General features: G+C 61.7%; 17 protein-coding genes. 9 read left to right on the forward strand and 8 right to left on the reverse strand.

Features of this window, described 5'->3' with window-relative positions; genetic code table 11:
* Window positions 1-5 precede the first annotated feature (5 nt).
* The 3 genes from JQ631_RS22460 to JQ631_RS22470 are packed head-to-tail and all read right to left on the reverse strand — an operon-like array spanning window position 6 to window position 3,371.
* Window positions 6-1,016 carry a hypothetical protein gene (locus tag JQ631_RS22460; RefSeq protein WP_212329274.1) on the reverse strand — a complete coding sequence of 337 codons (1,011 nt, stop codon included), beginning with the start codon at window positions 1,014-1,016 and terminating at the stop codon, window positions 6-8.
* Window positions 991-2,373, reverse strand: a complete 1,383-nt coding sequence (locus tag JQ631_RS22465; RefSeq protein WP_212329275.1) for an MBOAT family O-acyltransferase — start codon at window positions 2,371-2,373, stop codon at window positions 991-993. The genes JQ631_RS22460 and JQ631_RS22465 overlap by 26 nt, the downstream gene beginning before the upstream one ends.
* 38 nt (window positions 2,374-2,411) lie before the next feature.
* On the reverse strand, window positions 2,412-3,371 hold the full coding sequence (locus JQ631_RS22470) for an acyl-CoA desaturase (RefSeq protein ID WP_349645018.1): 960 nt from the start codon (window positions 3,369-3,371) through the stop codon (window positions 2,412-2,414).
* 157 nt (window positions 3,372-3,528) lie between these two features.
* Between JQ631_RS22470 and JQ631_RS22475 the strand changes: the two genes are divergently transcribed.
* Entirely contained in the window at window positions 3,529-4,506 is a 978-nt protein-coding gene (locus JQ631_RS22475) for a glycerophosphodiester phosphodiesterase (RefSeq protein WP_249160888.1), read from the forward strand.
* Between the two features lie 9 nt (window positions 4,507-4,515).
* Here the strand turns inward: JQ631_RS22475 and JQ631_RS22480 are convergent, their stop codons facing one another.
* Window positions 4,516-6,798: a spermidine synthase gene (locus JQ631_RS22480; RefSeq protein WP_212329277.1), complete on the reverse strand. Its 2,283-nt coding sequence runs from the start codon at window positions 6,796-6,798 to the stop codon at window positions 4,516-4,518.
* A 215-nt stretch (window positions 6,799-7,013) separates the two neighbouring features.
* On the opposite strand from JQ631_RS22480, the gene JQ631_RS22485 reads away from it, so the two are divergent.
* Window positions 7,014-8,624, forward strand: coding sequence for a phytoene desaturase family protein (locus JQ631_RS22485; RefSeq protein WP_249160891.1), 1,611 nt, complete (start codon window positions 7,014-7,016; stop codon window positions 8,622-8,624).
* A 69-nt stretch (window positions 8,625-8,693) separates the two neighbouring features.
* Here JQ631_RS22485 and JQ631_RS22490 read toward each other — a convergent pair whose 3' ends face one another.
* Both JQ631_RS22490 and JQ631_RS22495 read right to left on the reverse strand, forming a co-directional pair.
* Window positions 8,694-9,713 carry a ParA family protein gene (locus JQ631_RS22490; protein ID WP_212329279.1) on the reverse strand — a complete coding sequence of 340 codons (1,020 nt, stop codon included), beginning with the start codon at window positions 9,711-9,713 and terminating at the stop codon, window positions 8,694-8,696.
* Window positions 9,714-9,833: 120 nt separating this feature from the next.
* Complete coding sequence (locus JQ631_RS22495; protein WP_212329280.1) at window positions 9,834-10,718, reverse strand: IS1 family transposase; 885 nt, start codon at window positions 10,716-10,718, stop codon at window positions 9,834-9,836.
* 112 nt (window positions 10,719-10,830) lie between these two features.
* Here JQ631_RS22495 and JQ631_RS22500 point away from each other — a divergent pair, with 112 nt between their 5' ends.
* From JQ631_RS22500 to JQ631_RS22515, 4 genes are all read left to right on the forward strand, one after another.
* A complete protein-coding gene (locus JQ631_RS22500; RefSeq protein WP_212329283.1) occupies window positions 10,831-11,121 on the forward strand; it encodes a type II toxin-antitoxin system RelE/ParE family toxin in 291 nt (96 codons plus the stop codon).
* Window positions 11,122-11,134: 13 nt separating this feature from the next.
* Window positions 11,135-12,250: a helix-turn-helix domain-containing protein gene (locus JQ631_RS22505; protein WP_212329285.1), complete on the forward strand. Its 1,116-nt coding sequence runs from the start codon at window positions 11,135-11,137 to the stop codon at window positions 12,248-12,250.
* A 13-nt stretch (window positions 12,251-12,263) separates the two neighbouring features.
* Window positions 12,264-12,818, forward strand: coding sequence for a phage antirepressor N-terminal domain-containing protein (locus JQ631_RS22510; RefSeq protein WP_212329287.1), 555 nt, complete (start codon window positions 12,264-12,266; stop codon window positions 12,816-12,818).
* A gap of 273 nt (window positions 12,819-13,091) precedes the next feature.
* On the forward strand, window positions 13,092-13,343 hold the full coding sequence (locus JQ631_RS22515) for a hypothetical protein (RefSeq protein ID WP_212329289.1): 252 nt from the start codon (window positions 13,092-13,094) through the stop codon (window positions 13,341-13,343).
* 280 nt (window positions 13,344-13,623) lie between these two features.
* On the opposite strand, the gene JQ631_RS22520 is transcribed toward JQ631_RS22515, so the two are convergent.
* On the reverse strand, window positions 13,624-13,779 hold the full coding sequence (locus JQ631_RS22520; protein WP_433995528.1) for a Flp family type IVb pilin: 156 nt from the start codon (window positions 13,777-13,779) through the stop codon (window positions 13,624-13,626).
* Between the two features lie 164 nt (window positions 13,780-13,943).
* Here JQ631_RS22520 and JQ631_RS22525 point away from each other — a divergent pair, with 164 nt between their 5' ends.
* Window positions 13,944-14,831 carry a 50S ribosomal protein L11 methyltransferase gene (locus tag JQ631_RS22525; RefSeq protein ID WP_212329294.1) on the forward strand — a complete coding sequence of 296 codons (888 nt, stop codon included), beginning with the start codon at window positions 13,944-13,946 and terminating at the stop codon, window positions 14,829-14,831.
* Between the two features lie 24 nt (window positions 14,832-14,855).
* On the opposite strand, the gene JQ631_RS22530 is transcribed toward JQ631_RS22525, so the two are convergent.
* The gene (locus JQ631_RS22530; RefSeq protein WP_212329295.1) at window positions 14,856-15,035 is read right to left on the reverse strand and encodes a hypothetical protein; all 180 of its coding nucleotides are present in this window, start codon (window positions 15,033-15,035) and stop codon (window positions 14,856-14,858) included.
* 185 nt (window positions 15,036-15,220) lie between these two features.
* Here JQ631_RS22530 and JQ631_RS22535 point away from each other — a divergent pair, with 185 nt between their 5' ends.
* Both JQ631_RS22535 and JQ631_RS22540 read left to right on the forward strand, forming a co-directional pair.
* A complete protein-coding gene (locus tag JQ631_RS22535; RefSeq protein WP_212329297.1) occupies window positions 15,221-17,050 on the forward strand; it encodes an aminopeptidase P family protein in 1,830 nt (609 codons plus the stop codon).
* 225 nt (window positions 17,051-17,275) lie between these two features.
* The gene (locus JQ631_RS22540; protein ID WP_212329299.1) at window positions 17,276-18,556 is read left to right on the forward strand and encodes a multidrug effflux MFS transporter; all 1,281 of its coding nucleotides are present in this window, start codon (window positions 17,276-17,278) and stop codon (window positions 18,554-18,556) included.
* Window positions 18,557-18,635: the final 79 nt, after the last annotated feature.

The raw sequence follows: 18,635 nt of genomic DNA on the forward strand, positions 1-18,635 counted from the left end.
CTAGCTCAGAAATCGGTCTTCGCACTCTCGCCATCGCGCAAGCTCGCGGCGATACCCTGCTCGATCTTGCGCGCAAGGACCGGGCGATAGTGGATGAAATCAGCGAAATTGTCGCGATCGCGGGTCAAAGCATTGTCGACGCGATAGTTGATGAAGTTGCTCCGTAGACGGCCCTCCGTGACGGCTTTCAGCGCAGCATCGCAGGCGCGGCGCTCCAGCGCCGCATCTGTGCCGTGCTTCGGCACGGTGGGCGCGAAAGTTGGCGGCACGACGATCACGATGGCCACATCGGGCGGCAGCGACCGGACGACATCTTGCAGTGCACTGATTTCCGGAAAGACTGCGCGCATCTCCGTCGAGATGGCAGGTGCAGGATCACGCGGCGCATTGATCTCCTTGAACCGGCCCGGCGGCCAGATGTCCTCATAGCTGACAAAGCCGTCGGGGTTCATCCGCTGCCGTTTGCCAAGGCCGATGCCGAGGCGCTGAAAAGCCTGCTCGATCGCCTGCCACGAGATCAGCCGCATGGCATAGGTGACGACGCTTGTGTCATATAGCCAATAAGGAAACGGAGCGCCCTCCTCCTTGGGCCGCGCATGCACACACCAGCCGGGATCGGCTGCAATCACCAGCGCGCCGACCTGCTTATGATGGCGCAGGAAGAAGTCCAGCACCGCAAGCTGTTCGCGCGGAGCCGAGCCGGTCGTGTAGAGCTGCACGAAACGCATGCCGGCAGCACGCGACAATTCCGCAGGCTCGATCATCTGCGCCGTCGAGTTGCCGAGAATGGCAGCGTTGAAATTCGGGTCTCGGGCGCGGCTCGCGGCCGTGATCTGCGTGAGGCGACTATTCACGCCATCAATGCCGAGCAGACCGAGCTTGCCGCTGTCGTAGGGATCGACGACCACCATCAGCGCCAGCACCAGCGCGGCGGCACCGATCAGCGTGCCCAGGCAGGCAAGCAGGCTCCTTCCCCAGCCGGAATCGCTCTCAGAACTTGAAATAGACGAACTCATGAAGATCCCGACCACCCATGTGGAGCAGCAATGCGAAAAGACCAAGACCGAGAATACCCGCAAGGAAAAGATTTGGGCGGCGCGTGAAGAACGCGACGATATCCTGGCTCGCCGGCAACAGAAAGGCGAACAACGGCGCCACGATCAGCGGCCAGAGGTGCGGCCCGCGCGCGAGCGGCAGCGGCTGGGTGAGTCCGACGAAGACATGCCAGGCGGCCTCGACCGAGCCGGCACGGAAGATCACGCCGGTCGCCAGCACGAACAGCACGGTCAGTGCCCAGCCGAGCCACGATGGAAAGTGCGGGCCGTAGCGCCGCCACAGAGAACAAGCGATCTGCGCAAGACCATGAACTACGCCCCACAGCACGAACGTCCAGCTCGCGCCGTGCCAGAGGCCACACAGCGCCATGGTGATCAGCATCGCGCCGAAGAACTGCACCGGCAGCCAGCGCCGCGGCAGGAAACGCAGATTGACGAGGGGGTAGAACACGTAATCACGCAGGAACAGCATCAGCGTGATGTGCCAGCGCTGCCAGAAATCCTGGATATTGGTCGAGCGCAGAGGCGCATTGAAATTGTAAGGCAGCTGTACGCCGAACAGCAGCCCGAGCCCGATCGCGATGTCGGAATAGCCCGAGAAGTCGAACAGGATCTGGAACGAGAAGCAGAAGGCGAGCCAGGCGTCGCCGCTTCCGAGCGGTCCACCCGCCGCCTGCGTGTAGATCGGATCGAGCAGATGCGCGATGCTATCGGCGATCACGACCTTCTGAAACAAGCCGAGCGCGATGAAGCAGGTCGCGATGCAGAACTGACGCTGCCAGCCCGGCACATAGACCTGCCTGCCGAACTGATGCATCACCTCCGACCAGCGCGCCAGCGGGCCCGCGATCGCCTGCGGGAAGAAGGCGATGTAGAGCGCATAGCGGTCGAGCGTGTAGAGCGGCGCTTTGCCGCGCTTCAAATCGACCAGATACATGATGTGGTGAAAGGTGAAGAAGGAGATACCGAGCGGAAGGCCGATGTCGAGCGTTGGCAGCGTCGCTTCGAACACATGCCCGAGATTGGCGAGAATGAAGTTGGCGTATTTGAACAGGGCCAGGACGCCAAGATCGAGCAGGACCGCCAGGGTCAGCACCGTCTTCCACTTCACCCGCCCGTAGACAACCGAAGCGAACCAGTTGACGGCGATCGACGCGATCAGGAGCAGGATGAAGGACGGACTGCCCCAGCCGTAGAAGGCCAGCGACAGCGCCACCTGCACGCCGATGCGCAAATGCGGAAAGGGATCGACCAGCCGGTAGATCAGCAGCGCCGCCGGCAGGAAGACCAGAAGGAAGGGGTAGTCGTTGAACAGCATCGGTTCAGCGCTGCGCCGTCATCGCTGGCCGCCGATCCCTAGCCCGTTTCCAGATCGGGCGTCGCATCACCCGGCTGCCGCAGCATCCGCCGCGCGATCTTCTCCTCGCTCGGCACCTTGACGTCCCAGACGAGCCCGAGCGCCTCCAGCGCGCGGATGAAAATGAAGCCGGGATCGAACTCGAACCAGCGCAGGCCGAATGCCGCCGAATACGGAAAAGCATGGTGATTGTTGTGCCAGCCCTCGCCCCAGGCGAGCCAGGCCATCACGCCGAGATTGCGGCTGTTGTCGTCGCGGGTGACGAAGGGCTGCGCGCCAAAGGTGTGCATGACAGAGTTGATGGCGGAAAACGTCTGCTCGACCACGAACATCCGCACTACGCCGCCCCACAAGAGGCCGCTCAGCGCGCCCCACAGGTTCATCGTGACGAGGCCGCCGATAGCGGCCGGCAACAGCAGGCCGAGCACGACCCAGCTATAGTAATAGCTGTTGACGGCGACCAGCGTGCGGTTCGCCATCAGATCCCGCACGTAGTGGGCGACATTGGGATAATCGTGCGCGATCATCCAGGTCAGGTGCGCGTGCAGGAAGCCGCGCAGCCGGCCAAGCAGACCGTCGCCATGCAGGCGCGGCGAATGCAGATCGCCATCATGGTCGGACAATTCGTGGTGTCGCCGGTGCATGGCGGCCCAGGACAGCATCGGACCGCGCCCGGCCATCGAGCCCATCACGATCAGGATCGCGCTCATCGCGGTCGAGGTGGCAAAGGCCCGGTGGGTGAACAGGCGGTGATAGCCCACCGTCAGGCCAAGGCCGGTGATCAGCCAAAAGCCGAAGAGCAGGCTGAACTCGATCCCCCCGATCGGCTGATAGAACAGCAGCCCCAGCGCAATCAGCGTGCCGACAAAGGGCAAAACGTCGAAAATGACGAAATGCCGCCGCTGCATCTTGTGAAAATGCCGGCTCCGAATAATGCGGTGATCGCGTTTCTGTTGCACGGTCGGGGATTCCAAGGTCGCCAAGAGTACATACCCGCCGGCCGGGCGCAACCCAAGCGGCCGCCCAAGCTTTCAACAGGCGCAGAAGCCTGTAGACTGTTCGAACGCCTCCCTTTCACCTGGACTGCGAAGTGTGATGCCGTCACGTGCTGCTACAATGCTGACCTTGCTTTCGATTCTCACGATGGGACAAGCCATGATCGGACAGGCGATGGCTTTCGATCTCGAGGCGCATCGCGGCGGACGGGCGCTGATGCCGGAAAATACCCTGCCGGCCTTTGCCAATGCGCTCACGATGGGCGTGGACACACTGGAGCTCGATGTCGGCGTGACCGCCGATGGCGAGGTTGTCGTGTCGCATGAGCGCGGGCTCAATCCAGATCTCGCCCGAGATGCGAACGGCGCTTATGTCGCCGCGCCCGGCACGCCTTTCGTGAAGCTGCGATTCGCTGATGTCAGGACCTACGACGTCGGCCAGATCCGGCCTGACAGCGCCTATGCAAAACAGTTTCCCCACCAACGAGCCGTGCCGGGGAGCCGCATTCCCACCCTGAAGGAGCTGTTCGCGCTGGTTCGCAAATCCGGCAACGAACGCGTGCGCTTCAACATCGAGACCAAGATTGATCCGGATCATCCAGATCAATCGCTGGAACCGCAGGCCTTCGTTACGAGGCTGCTCGCGGTCATCGCAGACGAGAAAGTGTCCGATCGTGTCATGATCCAGTCGTTCGACTGGCGGACCCTGCCGCTGGTCCAGCAGCAGGCCCCGACCATTCCGACGGTGTATCTGACGCTCCAGCGCGGCTCGGTACCATCGGTCGCCCTCGACAAGGCCACCAGCTGGACGGCGGGTTACAACCCGGCCGATCATGGCGGGTCGCTGCCACGCACGATCAAGGCCGCGGGCGGTGCAGTGTGGTCACCCTATTTCGGCGATGTGACGCCGGCGCTTGTCGCCGAGGCCCATGCCCAGGGATTGCGCGTCGTGGTCTGGACCGTCAACAAGCCCGAGGACATGGCGCGGATGATCGAGATCGGCGTCGACGGCATTATCTCCGACAGGCCGGACCTGCTCCGGCAGGTCGCCGGCGAGAAGGGACTAGCGCTGCCGCCGGGGACGCCGGTCCAGCCGTAGACGTCGGATTTACTGCTCCCCGTACCGCAGGCGCCGATACAGCGCGCCGAGGATGTTGGAATAGTCGTCGGTCCAGACCCTCACCTTCTCGTCGGGGTCGGTCTCCTCCCATTGCTTGGAGGACGCGAGCTTGCCGACGTCATCCGCCTCGCGGGCGGAGATGACGACGTCGGTCGAGAAGATGTAATCGGCGTCGCGGCCCGAATCCTCGTCGTAGACCCAGCTCTTGAGATCGTTGGCGTCGGCAATCCCGACCACGACGGGCTCGAGATCGAGATGCCGGTTGGAGACGTGCATCACCACGGCGCCGTGTGGCGCAAGCTTGTCCTTGTAGATCTTCATCGCCTCTTCGGTCGCCAGATGAATCGGGATCGCATCCGATGAATAGGCATCGACAATGATGAGGTCGTAGACGCCATCCGGCTCCCTCGCGAAGGTGAGCCGCGCGTCCCCGATCACCGGTTTCAGGCCCGGCTGACAGCTCGAGATGTAACGGAAGTTCTTCGGGTCGCTCGCGGCATCGACCATGGACTGATCGATCTCGAAAAACTTCCAGTCCTCACCTGGCTCGGCCGCGCAGGCGAGCGTGCCCGATCCGACACCGATCGCCGCAACCTTCAACGGGGCGCCCTTGCGCTCGCGGATCGCGGTGATGGCCTGACCGATGCCGCCATCCTTGTGGTAGTAGGTGATCGGCTCGGGCCGGCCGGTGACCGGCGTGCCGTCATTGTTGCGGAAGCGCTCGGCACCGTGAATCGTGGTGCCGTGCATGAGCACGTGGAAATAGCCGCCGGGCGTCACCACGATCTTGTGCACGCCGAAGAAGCTGCGCACCGTGGTGACCCGCCCCTCATCGGCCGGATAGATCCGCGTCAACGCCAGCGCCAGCGCGACGGTGGCAAAGATCTTCCAGCGCCCGGCATTGATCGCCAAAGCCAGAAGCGCTCCGAGCGCGCCGACGGCGCTGGCAACCCAGACGCGGTGATCCTCGAACCAGGTCGAGAAATCTCCCGTCACGTAAGACGGCGCAACCAGCGCTACCGCGAGCACGGCCAGCGCCAGCCAATACCATTTCACGACGTCAGCGAAGCGCTCATTCGCCGACGGCCGGCACAGCGCGGCGAGCGCGACCAGGATCGGATATTCGGCGATCCATGAAAAGGTGAAGGGCGCCACGAGGCCGGCAAAGAGACCGCCGACCATGCCGCCGAACGACAGCGCGACGTAGAATCCGGTGAGATATTTGGCGGCGGGGCGAGTCCGTGCCAATTCGCCATGGCAGGCCATGGCAATGACGAAGAAGCAGAGCTGATGGCCGCCGAGCGTCAGCAGCAGATTCTGTTCGCCGCCGAAGGCGAGCAGGAAGATGACGCCCGCGATCGCCACCGGCTGGAGCATCAGCATCCATTTGTGCGGCAATAGCGGCCGCGACTGAAACACCACCACCCATGTCAGGAGGTACAGCGACAGCGGCAGCACCCACAGCAGCGGCGCCGCCGCGACGTCGGTCGAGATGTGTGCGGTGACCGCGATGAGCAGGCCTGACGGCACCGCGGCGAGAAAGATCCAGCGCAGCCGCGTCACAAGCCCAGGTGCCGGCGCGTTGACGTTTTCCGCCTGCGTATCAGTCACAGCCAGTTTCGGCGAACGCAACAGCAGCACGCCGCAGGCCGCGATCAGCACGATCAAAAGACCATAGCCGCCGGTCCAGAGCCGGTTCTGCGTATGCAGCGTGAACATCGGCTCCAGCAGAAACGGATATGACAACAGGGCGAGGAAGCTGCCGATATTGGAGGACGCATAGAGGAAGTACGGATCATGACCATCAGGATGACCGGTGCGAACGAACCAGGCTTGCAGCAGCGGATTGTTGGCAGCGAGCGCAAAGAACGGCAGGCCGATCGACATCACGAACAGGCCGAGCAGCCAGACCGCGTAGCCGGACGCGGGCGGCTCGCCATAGGCGCTGGCGATGCCGAGCGGCAGCGTGACGAAGGCTGCGATCAGCAGTACCAGGTGCACCACCACCGGAACCACGCGACTTTTGATCTGCATGAGGAGATGTGCATAGGCATAACCCGCCAGCAGCAGCGACTGGAAAAACACCATCGCCACCGACCATACCGCCGGCGACCCGCCGAGCCGCGGCAGCACCATTTTCGTGAACAGCGGCTGCACCGAGAACAGCAGGAGCGCGCTGACGAAGATCGCGGCGGTGTAGACCGTCAGGAGCAGCCGGTTGCGCGACGAGGACGGCTGCTCCGTGACGGCGGGTTGCACGATCGAATCCATGGGAGCTCCGGCATTCCTCCGGCGGGCGCCGGGCGCGTGCAATGGAGCACATGGCACGTGAACCGGCAATAAATGCTGTCGTGGTGTTGCGGCCGAGGCTCGCTGATATACAACGGTCATTCCAGGGCGCACGACGTGCGAACGTGGAATCTCGAGATCCTTGGTCTGGTGCTTCGGACCATCCCGGAATGACTGCGGAAAGCCTTGAATTACTCATGACCGAAACCGACGTCGTCATCATTGGCGCTGGCCATAACGGCCTCACCTGCGCGGCCTATCTCGCGAAGGCGGGCTTGCGCGTCCATGTCGTCGAACGCCGCAAGGTGGTCGGCGGGGCCGCAGTCACGGAGGAGTTTCATCCGGGCTTTCGCAACTCGGTCGCGGCCTACACCGTGAGCCTGCTCAATCCGCAGGTCATCCGTGATCTGGGTCTTGCCGAGCAAGGCCTTCGCGTGGTCGAACGGCGCGCGCAGAACTTTCTGCCGGCGCCCGACGGCAACTACCTCCTCACCGGCGAGGGCCGAACGAAAGCCTCCGTCGCGCGGCTCAGCGCGCGCGATGCCGCCACGCTCGACGGTTTTTCGCGCGAGCTCGAGGACATCGCCGACGTGCTGCGGCAGTTCGTGCTGCGCGCGCCGCCGAACCTGCTCGCCAGTTTTGGCATTGGCGCCATCCGCGAGGCCGCGAACGCGTTGACGACGGCCAACATCCTGCGGGGGCTCACGCTGGAGCAGAGCCGCAGCCTGCTCGATCTCTTCACCCGGTCCGCCGGCGAGATGCTGGATGAGCGGTTCGAGCACGATCTCGTCAAGGCGCTGTTCGGCTTCGACGCCATCGTCGGCAATTATGCGAGCCCTTATGCCGCCGGCTCGGCCTATGTGATGCTGCACCACGCCTTCGGCGAGGTGAACGGCAAGAAGGGCGTCTGGGGCCACGCCATCGGCGGCATGGGCGCGATCACGCAGGCGATGGCGCGCGCCGCGCGCGCCCGCGGCGTCACGATCGACCTTGATGCCGGCGTGCGCGAGGTGATCGTCGAGCGCGACCGCGCCGTCGGCGTGGTGCTGGAGAACGGAACGAATATTCGCGCCAAATATGTCGCGGCCAACGTCAATCCAAAGCTGCTCTACACCCGGCTGATCGCTGCCGACGCGCTACCCCAGGATTTTCTCGCTCGCATCCGTCACTGGAAGAATGGCTCCGGCACCTTCCGCATGAATCTGGCGCTGGACCGCCTGCCCTCGTTCACGGCGTTGCCAGGCGAAGGCGATCACCTCACCTCCGGCATCATCCTCGCGCCAAGCCTCGGCTACATGGACCGTGCCTATCTCGATGCGCAGGCGCAGGGCTGGAGCCGTCAGCCGATCGTCGAGATGCTGATCCCCTCGACGCTCGACGACACGCTCGCGCCTGCGGGGCAGCACGTCGCGAGCCTGTTCTGCCAGCACGTCGCCCCGGAGCTTCCCGACGGCAAATCCTGGGACGACCATCGCGAGGAGGTCGCCGATCTCATGATCGCAACGGTGGAGAGCTACGCCCCCGGCTTTGCCTCGAGCGTGCTCGGCCGCGAGATCCTCTCCCCGCTCGATCTGGAGCGGCAATTCGGCCTGCTAGGGGGCGACATCTTCCACGGCGCGCTGACGCTGAACCAGCTGTTCTCGGCACGGCCGATGCTCGGTCATGCCGATTATCGCGGACCGCTGAAGGGCCTCTATCATTGCGGCTCCGGCGCCCATCCCGGCGGCGGCGTCACCGGCGCCCCCGGCCACAACGCCGCGCAGGCGATCTTGCGAGATCACCGCAGCCTGTTCGCAAGCCGTGGATAGGTCTGTGGATGGACTGTGGACAGGCCTGTTGGCAGGGCTGTGACGAAGCGGTAGTGTCTCAGTTTGAATTTAGATGCCTGTGCGCTTGATGATCTCTGCGGCGATATCGTCGAATTCTGCTTTTGCCTCGTCCACCTGTGGATAGTGGCCGGGGTTCACTTTGCCTCGAAGTTTTCCGATACCAACGCCGAACTTCTGGGCTTCAGGGGCGAGGCTGTGGAAGTGCTTGACGCCGCCGACCTTGTTCCCGCTACCATGAGGAACTAATTTCGGATTAATAGCAGCAAGATCTTTGATAATGCGGTCTCGCACCCGCGGCGCAATTTTCTTCTCCCAGTCAGCATGTGGAGATGAGGCGTTACGACCGGCGTTCACCTTGAACGCAGAGGTGATGTAGCCGAGATAGCTGGGCTGGCCACTGAAAACCCGCTTCTTGTCAGCGGGGGAGGCCAGGTTCAATACGGTCTGCCAATCCGTGATCCACTTTGCCATTGCCCTACCCACGGTCGAGAGTGCTCGCAGTGAGAATAGGTCGGCGGCTACAGGTGTTATGAAGTAATCACAATCGAGAAGAATGGCCCGATTAAGTGCGCCAACGTTTGGCCCCACGTCATAGAAGCAGACATCAGCCTTCACACTTTGTCCGGCCTTATCTGCCACTTGTGCAAGTGCTGTCGTGATGTCGTAGCCACGCGTTCGTCGCGCGAAACACTCAGTCCATGCCTCAGGCAGAACCTCTTCATAGTCTGACAAGAGCACATCTCCGGCCAACAGAAATAGGCCGCCACCTAAATCAATCTCTGGGATTGCGGCAATGCCACCACGGCCGTCAACGACCGGCTTGACTGCTGACCACAAGGTCTCGCCCTTGCCGTCTTCGCCAGATTCCCCGAGCATTTCTTCTAGGTCGGATTCATTCAAATAGAACGATGTCAGATTGCACTGGGGGTCAGCATCTACCAGCAACACCTTTTTCCCCCGATCGACGAGCGCATCCGCGATGTTGACCGTCAGTGTGGTTTTTCCAACGCCGCCCTTGTGGTTGAAAAGAGCAACCTTAATCATGCCCGTACCCTTTTTTGATGCCATCGCGACGCCTCTCTTCATCTATCGAGAGCTATATAAGCGCCGCAGAATCCCCGTACAAACTTATAGTCTAACAGCGGAAAAGTTTTCTGGTAGCGCCAGGGTGCGGCTTCAACCAGTACTTTAGTCGGCCGAAATGGCTTCCCGCTTCTTGTAGGGGCCGCGTACAGCCGGGACTGGATTTGCGGCATCGATCAGTTCAACCACGTCCGTCATCTTCATGACGCGGTCGATCAATCCCGCAGCCATTGCCGGGGTCGCGCCAAGCGTCTTGTGGACACGGCAGAAGTTGTAGAACACAAAGTAGAGCGCCAAGGCGTGGCAATGGTTCTCGAACTTCTTGCTGAATGCGTTGGTGAGGCGGGTGAACCGGCGCATTGACATGCGCATGGTCAGGTTCTGGCGCTCCACGAATGACGTATTGATAAGGTCCGGGTCAGGGTTGCCCATGATCGGGTTCTTGATCGCGCCGATACACTTGGGCGGGCTGTAGCGACCGGCGCCAGCATAGTCCGTCGCGAAAATCTTGTTCAGCATTGCATAGTCGGCATCGAAATCGACGGCGGCCACGGCCTTCAAATATGCCTTGTGGCCGTCCGTGGTGAGCTGAACCTTATTGGCGAGCCGGGCCTTCAAGTCGCCCATGAACGCAATGCCGGTGTGCTGGCTGCGGTCGCCAACGTGCCAAGACACGATCAGCTTGGAATCGGCATCCAGCGCCGTCCACGTCCAAACGTCGCCAGCGGCCTCAGGGGCGGCCTTGGCGAACTTGACATTCTTCTGCTTGGCATAGGCGAACGACCAAATCTCATCGCACTGGACGGCCTTGGCAGTCACGCCACGCACCGTCTCGTCATGGAAGCGAGCGCAAGCCAGCCCGGCGTCAATTAGAAGCTTGGAAACCGTGTTGATCGAGACCCCAGTGATCCGGGAGATCGACCGCATGGATGAACCCTCGCAGAGCATCTGGAGGATTTGAACGCGCGTTTGGAGGGGCAGCTTGTTCATAGGAGGAACCCTACCAAACCATTTCAATATGTCAAGCATATAGTTCAGATTGGTTCATTGATACAATCTAGCTATTGACATCCTCGCAGTCAGGATTCATATTCTGGTCGGTATGAAGATCGAGTTCGCCGACCAGCACCTCGCACTCATACTGACGGACCAGGCCCATAAGCTTGGTCTGCCCCTCGGCGTTACAAAATCATGCCGCGATAAGCTGCACGCGATCATGAACGCATCTTCGGAACTGACACTGAGAAACATGCGGAGCCTTCGCTACAAAAAGCTGGAAGGATCGGAGCTGAGACAAATCAGGATCAATGAGCAGTATCGCATCCGCTTCAAGCTGGATGACGGCACAAAGCCACCAACAATAATCGTTACCTTTATTGGCGATCCGCATTGAGCCGGAGGGATAGATGAACAGCTTTGATTATGAGGTGCCCCTTCCCGGCATGTACATCCAAGAGGAACTAGATGCGCGCGAGTGGTCTCAGCGCGATTTGGCTTTTATCCTTGGAATCGAAGAAGCGGCACTTAACAAGATCATCAAGGGCAAGACTGGCATTAGCGTCGAAATGTCAAAGGCGCTCGCCGTCGCCTTCGATATCGACGCGGACTTTTTTTCAAACCTTCAAAAATCATACGACCTTGCGCATTCGGCCGCGCCTGATCCGGCTATCGCGAGGCGCGCGTTACTGCAATCAAAGTACCCTGCTCGCGAGATGATCAAGCGAGATTGGATCAAGAATGCGAACGTGGACCGTTTGGAGCAACAGCTAGAACGGTTTTTCCGCACCGCCAATGATAACAACGTTGCCCCCCTCCGGCATGTGGCAAAGAAAACAAATGCTGGAGAAAGCCCAACCCCCATACAAGAGGCGTGGCTTTACCGAGTAATGCAAATCGCTGAAGCGATGGATTGCAAGCCTTACTCAAGTCGCGCACTGTCGAACGCTGCCCTTGTGCTGAAGGATCTAATGCTTGATCCTTCGGATGTTGCGAAGGTGCCCGATATTCTTGCGATGTGCGGGGTGAGATTTGTACTTGTCGAAGGCCTGCCCAATGCAAAAATAGACGGCGTTTGCTTATGGCTCGATGATACTCGCCCAGTTGTTGGCATGACGTTGCGTCACGACCGGATAGATAACTTCTGGTTTGTGCTCTGGCATGAGCTTTGCCACGTCATGAACAACGATGGGAAAGAAGAGGCCATTATCGATTTAGAACTAAACGGGGAGAAAACTACCGATAACGCGGAGGAGCGGGAAGCCAACCGCTACGCTGCTAATCAGTGCATCAACGCCGGAGACCTAATCTCTTTTTGCGCTCGTCGAAATGGGTTCTTTTCGGAGCGCGATGTCGTGAACTTTGCCCAAATGCATAGGGTTCACCCGGGCGTGGTTGTTGGCCAACTGCATAACCGCACCGGTCGCTTCAATCTGCTTCGAAAGTACCTTGTAAAAATTCGTGAGTACGTTCTGCCCGCGGCGACAATCGACGGGTGGGGCCACGTGGCTCCGGTAACGACCTAACGAGGAAATTCCAATGAATAGACTTGTTGCGGTGCAGTTCCATGGTACCGAGCTTGTAGGTTTTCAGTCCGGCGAAACCGTCCTGATCGCTTTGAAGCCTATTGTTACTGCGATGGGCCTAAATTGGTCCGGCCAAGAGCAGCGCGTGAAGCGAGACCCGGTGCTGAGAGAAGGGATATGTATGATGCATATGCCTTCTAACGGCGGTGCCCAGCGAACCTTGGCTATCCGGTTAGAGCTTCTGAATGGGTGGTTATTCCGGATCGATAGTGGCCGAATCCGCGACGCTCGAATTCGCGAATTGGTTCAGCTTTACCAGCGCGAATGCTATTCTGTTCTTTATTCCCACTTTTCCGGCGAACGAGACAAAATCAAGCGCCAAGAAAACGAATCAGACAGTTTGAGCCTACGCTTAGTGACCGAGTGTCGGCACATCTGGGGAAACCGTAGCGCCGCAGAGCTATGGGAAAAGCGAGGACTGCCCAAAGTAGCGTCTATGGACGCTGCCTTTCGCCAGTATGATCTCTTCGAGACCTCAACCCTGGTTCCTGGGGCGGCTGCGGCCTAGCCCTTCTTCCATCGCGCCGCCGCGGCGGCGCGCGCGATCTCTGATCGCTTTTCAGGAGATAGGGCCTCAAGCCTAGCCTTCGCCCCCTTAACGCCGCCCTTAGCGCGATTAGGAGCCTTTCCAACTGGCTCCTCAATCTCGCCAGTCGCAATCCGGCCAACCATGATGGCGGCTCCAATCACGTCACCGGGTCTGCGTTCGCCTTTGGGTCCTTTGGACATTCGAATAGGGTAAGTCTTGCCGGTAAGCTTCGCAAGGGAGGGCTTCGCTGTGATGAAGGTCATCAAGGGCAACGTAGTGGCCTACTGCGACCGCTGCCCAAGAAGCTACAACACAGGCCTAAAGGTATTCCAACAAGCTGTGGACCTGCTGAGCAGGGCTGAAGGCTGGGAAAGCGTCGAGCACGGAAGAGGCTGGAAAAACTACTGCCCTACATGCTCGGACGAGCGCGGCTACGATTCCGAAGCTGATGGAATTGGAATTGGGTTTACGCAGCGTCGTTCAATAGAGGACGATTGGGACTGAATTTCAAACTGAGACACTACCGACGAAGCCGTGGAAGCCTGGCGCGACCATTGGGTACAAACCTCGATCAGGCTGTGGAGAAGGGACTGGATAGACCGGGTATAAGCCGGTGGATGACTGCCGGATCACAAGCGGACAAGCTGTGAGCACAGGCAGCGGCAATCGCGTCGGCTTCACCCAAAACGACTTCGCCCGCCGGGGGCAATTCCCCCAGCGGGCGGTCGTCGAAAAAATCGTCTATGAAGAAAAGTAGCCCCCGCTGGGAAATGGGAGGCAGAAATTACTTCAAGGAGCTGCTAACCGAACCGAACTTGTCGTTCAAAGTGGTGCCCAGGTTGTTCACCACGGTGATGATCGCCAGCGCGATACCGGCCGCAATCAGGCCGTATTCGATCGCGGTTGCGCCGGACTCATCTGACCAGAACTTCGAAATCATGCGCTTCAAGACTCGCCTCCATTTCCATCCCAGCGTGTGCTGGTTGGTTCCAACATCCGGAAAGATACGGACAGCGCCCTACAGTCACGTTAACTGGGGAACCGCAAGTTAAGCGGAAAATTGGGAACAAAAGTTCCCCAAATTCAATTCAACGGAACCATAGGATGCAGCCTTCCCCCACCCATCGCGCCAGCTTTTCAATCGGAAGCGAGGCTGCCGCCAGGCGTGTCGTCGACGTGCTCACGGAGGTCTTTTTCGAGGGCGATGCCGCGGTCGCCGCCTTCGAGCGGCCGGACGGACAATGGGATGTCACGCTGCATTTCGCCGAGGCGCCGGACCAGCAATTGCTCCGCGAACTCGTTGCTACTTCAGCAGGAAATGACATCGCCTCCACTCTTGCCTTCGACACGATCGAGGCCAAGGACTGGGTCAAGGCGAGCCTGGAAGATCTTGTCCCGGTGCCTGCCGGACGCTTCGTCGTGCACGGCAGCCACGACCGCGATCGCGTGGCGCCGAACAAGCTCGCGATCGAGATCGAAGCGGCACTGGCCTTCGGAACCGGACACCACGGCACCACGCGTGGCTGTTTACTCCTGCTTGACCATGTCCTGAAACATGCACGGCCGACGCGCGTGCTCGACCTCGGTACCGGAACCGGCGTGCTGGGGATCGCGGCAGCGAAAGCGCTGCATCTCGCCGTGCTGGCCTCGGATATCGATCCGCCCTCGGTGCGGGTCGCGGCCGGGAATGCGGCCCTGAACGAAACAGGCCAATATGTGCGGGTGATCCGGGCCACCGGCTTCGCCGCGCCGGACTTTGCCAAAAGCGGCCCGTTCGACCTGGTGCTGGCCAACATCCTTGCCAATCCGTTGCGGCAATTGGCGGGTCCGATGGTCCGGCATCTTGCGCCCGGCGCCCGCGTCATCCTCTCCGGCCTGCTGACCCACCAGGCCCCGGCCGTGATCGCCGCCTACCGTGCGCGCGGCCTGGTGCCGCTGCGGCATCTGCGGATCGAGGGGTGGAGCAGTTTGCTGCTGCGGAAGATGGGTTGAGACGGCACCCTTAATGCCGCCGCCCTACTCCGCCGGCTTGTCGTCCCGGCGTGTTGCGCGCTTGCCTTGCACGGGCCGCCTGGCGCGACGCTCGGCGGCGCGGTCGATCATCTGACCGATGAGACCGCGAGGCTTCTTCGGTGTGGTTGCGGCCGGCGCGGGGCGCAGCGGCGGCGAGATCTTCTCAAAGGTGAACACAGGCATCGCGTGTCCCCTTGCGGCTGAGACCAACCACTCGCTCGAATTTCCCTGCTATTCGGACGACGCGCAACTGTCGCATCCACGACTCCACTCCATTCGAATGGAACATTTGCAAGCACAGTCCATGCCAGACGGGACGGCAATTGCGTCTACATTGCGGACTGATCCCCATGATCATAAACTGAGCCATGTTCGAAGCACACTTCCAGACATTCGAGGAGCCCGAGGCCGGCGTCGCATTGACGGCGCGCCTGGCTGCGCTCCGTGAAGAGCTCGCCCGCCGCAAATTGACCGGCTTCGTCATTCCGCGCGCCGATCAGCAGCAAAACGAATATGTCGCGCCCTCCGAAGAGCGGCTCGCCTGGCTGACCGGCTTCACCGGCTCGGCGGGACTTGCCGTGGTGCTGGCCCAGGAAGCTGCTGTGTTTGTCGATGGCCGCTACACGATCCAGGCGGCCAAGCAGGTCGACGCCAAGGCGTGGACGGTGGAATCGCTGATCGATCCGCCGCCGGAAAGCTGGGTCTCGGCACATCTCAAGCCCGGCGATCGCCTAGGATTTGATCCGTGGTTGCACACTTTTGCGGCAGCCGAGCGCCTTTCTGCGGCCTGCACCAAGGTTGGCGCCGAACTGGTGGCGGTCGACGGCAATCCGGTCGACGCGGTCTGGCAGGACCGCCCGCAGCCGCCGATCGCGCCGGTCGCGATCCACGGCCTGCAATATGCCGGCGTCGCCGAGGCCGAGAAGGTGGCGTTGATCAAGACCGAGATCGAGAAGCTGGGCGCCGATGCGCTGGTGCTGTCCGACAGCCATGCGGTCGCCTGGACCTTCAACGTCCGCGGCGCCGACGTCGCGCATACGCCGCTGCCGCTGTCCTACGCGCTGGTGCCCAAGGTCGGCCGTCCCACCGTGTTCATCGACCACCGCAAGCTCTCGAACCTGACCCGCGATCATCTCGAACAATCGGCCGACGTGCGCGACCCCGATGCGCTGACACCGACGCTGATGGCGCTGGCCAAGAGCGGCGCAGCGATTGCACTCGACAGCGCCACGGCGGCCGACGCGTTGAGCCGCTTGATCGCGAGCGGCGGCGGCAAGCCGGTGCGCGGCAGCGATCCGATCGCGCTGCTGAAGGCCGTCAAGAACGCGACCGAGATCAAGGGCACGCAGACCGCACACCGCCGTGATGCGATCGCGCTGGCGCGCTTCCTCGCCTTCATCGACCGCGAGGCACCGAGCGGCAAGCTCACCGAGATCGATGCCGTCGAAGCGCTGGAGACGTTCCGCCGCGACACCGGCGCGTTGAAGGACGTGTCGTTCCCGACCATCTCAGGCACCGGCCCGAACGGCGCCATCGTGCACTACCGCGTCACCCGCAAGAGCAACCGGCGCATCGTGCCCGGCGATCTCCTGCTGATCGATTCCGGCGCGCAATATGAAGACGGCACCACCGATGTCACCCGCACGATGGCCGTGGGCGAGCCGACGGAGGAGATGCGCGACCGCTTCACCCGCGTGCTGCGCGGCCATATCGCGATTGCGCGCGCGGTGTTTCCCGACGGCACCACCGGCGCACAGCTCGACACGCTGGCGCGGCAATATCTCTGGGCCGCCGGCGTCGATTTCGAGCACGGCACCGGTCACGGTGTCGGCAGCTATCTCAGTGTGCACGAAGGCCCGGCGCGGATCTCGAAGCTCGGCACGACGCCGCTGAAGCGCGGCATGATCCTCTCCAACGAGCCCGGCTACTACAAGACCGACGGCTTTGGCATCCGTATCGAGAACCTCGAGCTGGTGGTCGCCGCCGACATCCAGGGCGCCGAGAAAGCGATGAATGCGTTCGAGACGCTGACCTTGGCGCCGATCGACCGCCGGCTGATCGATGCCGCGATGCTGGGCCGCGACGAACTCGCCTGGCTCAATGCCTATCACGCGCGCGTTCGCACCGAGGTGGGGCCGGCACTGGATGAGGCGACGACGGCGTGGCTCGATCAGGCCACGGCGGAGCTGAAGGCCTAGACGCTGTCCGCATAGCGCTAAGCGATTGGCGCAAGGCTTGGCTGCTTTTGCCTGCGATCGTGGCTGACTTGGCGCGTTCCTCGCCAAGCTTCTCCGTAAAACAACGGCTTGCTGCGCGCTGTTATGATAACAGTCCCGGAATCGGTATAGCCGCATTCCGAAACGCCGATGTCCGTCTTGTGCGAGCAGGCTACAGTCCGACTCGAATTCGAAAGACGGACGCGCATGCACGGGATGATCAGCAGGCCGCAGGACGCGGCGACGAAGAGCATCGCGACTTCGCGCGTGGTGTTGCTGCTGCTGGTCGTCATGACCGGGATCGCGCCGATCTCGCTTTATATTCTGGTGCCGGCGCTGCCCGTGCTGGCAACGAATTTCGGTCGCGACATCTCGATCGCGCAGATGACGGTGTCGCTGTACATGGTGGGCATCGCGCTGTCGCAGCTCATCATGGGACCGTTGTCGGACAAGCTCGGCCGGCGCCCGGTGCTGCTTGGTGGCCTCGCGCTGATGATCGCGGCGAGCGTCGCCTGCATCTTCGCCGAAACCCTTCCGCAGCTGATCGCAGCGCGCTTCTTCCAGGCGCTCGGCGGCGCCTCCGGCATGGTGGTGAGCCGGGCCATCATCCGCGACATCTATGAGCGCGACCGCGTCGCCTCCATGATCAGCCTCGTGGTGGCCGCCCTGATGATCGGCCAGATGGTCTCGCCGCTCACCGGCGGCCTGATCGAGACCGCGTTTGGCTGGCGCGCGATCTTCTACGCCGTCACGATCGGCGCAATTGCGGTTGCCGTCGGCATTGCGATCGCATTGCCTGAGACGCGTCGCGACCGCGCGGTCGGCAGCGGCGGCTTTCGCGGCGACGTCGGCACCCTGATCAAGAGCCGCGCCTTCATCGGCTACGTCATGTGCCAGGTGCTGGCGTCCCAGATCATCTTCACCTTCGCCGGCGGCGGCCCCTACATCGTCGTGACGCAGATGGGCCGGACCAGCGCCGAATACGGCGCCTGGTTCGCTACGACCGGATTCGCCTATCTCGTCGGCAATCTGCTCTGCGTGCGCTTTGCGCCGCGGCACTCGCTTGAGAAGCTGATCTGGTTCGGGCTCGGCCTGCAACTCTGCGGCAGCCTCCTGAACCTGCTCTGGAGTTTCACCGGCTGGAACGAAGCTCCCGCCTGGCTGTTCGGCACGCAGATGATCGTGATGGTCGGCAACGCCTTCGTGATGGCGAACTCCGCGGCCGGCGCCATCAGCATCCGCCCCGAAGCCGCCGGCACCGCGTCAGGTGCAATGGGCTTTCTCCAGCAGGGCATCGGCGCGTTGATGTCGCAGTTCGGCGCCTATCTCGGCGGCCACACCGCGACCACGCTGCCGCTGACTTCGGCGGTGCTTGCGATCTCGTTGCTCTGCGCTTGCACGATGATCTTCGTCGTCCCCCACCGTGAACTGATGGTGAGCGAGACGCTGATCGGGCAGGCTGAAGAGGAAGAGAGCGGGATGATGTGAGGAGCGGCGCGCTGCCTCCTCGTCATTGCGAGCGAAGCGAAGCAGTCCAGACTGTCACTGTCACCGCGGCCAAAGTCTG

The organism is Bradyrhizobium manausense (assembly GCF_018131105.1).
GTDB lineage: Bacteria > Pseudomonadota > Alphaproteobacteria > Rhizobiales > Xanthobacteraceae > Bradyrhizobium > Bradyrhizobium manausense_B.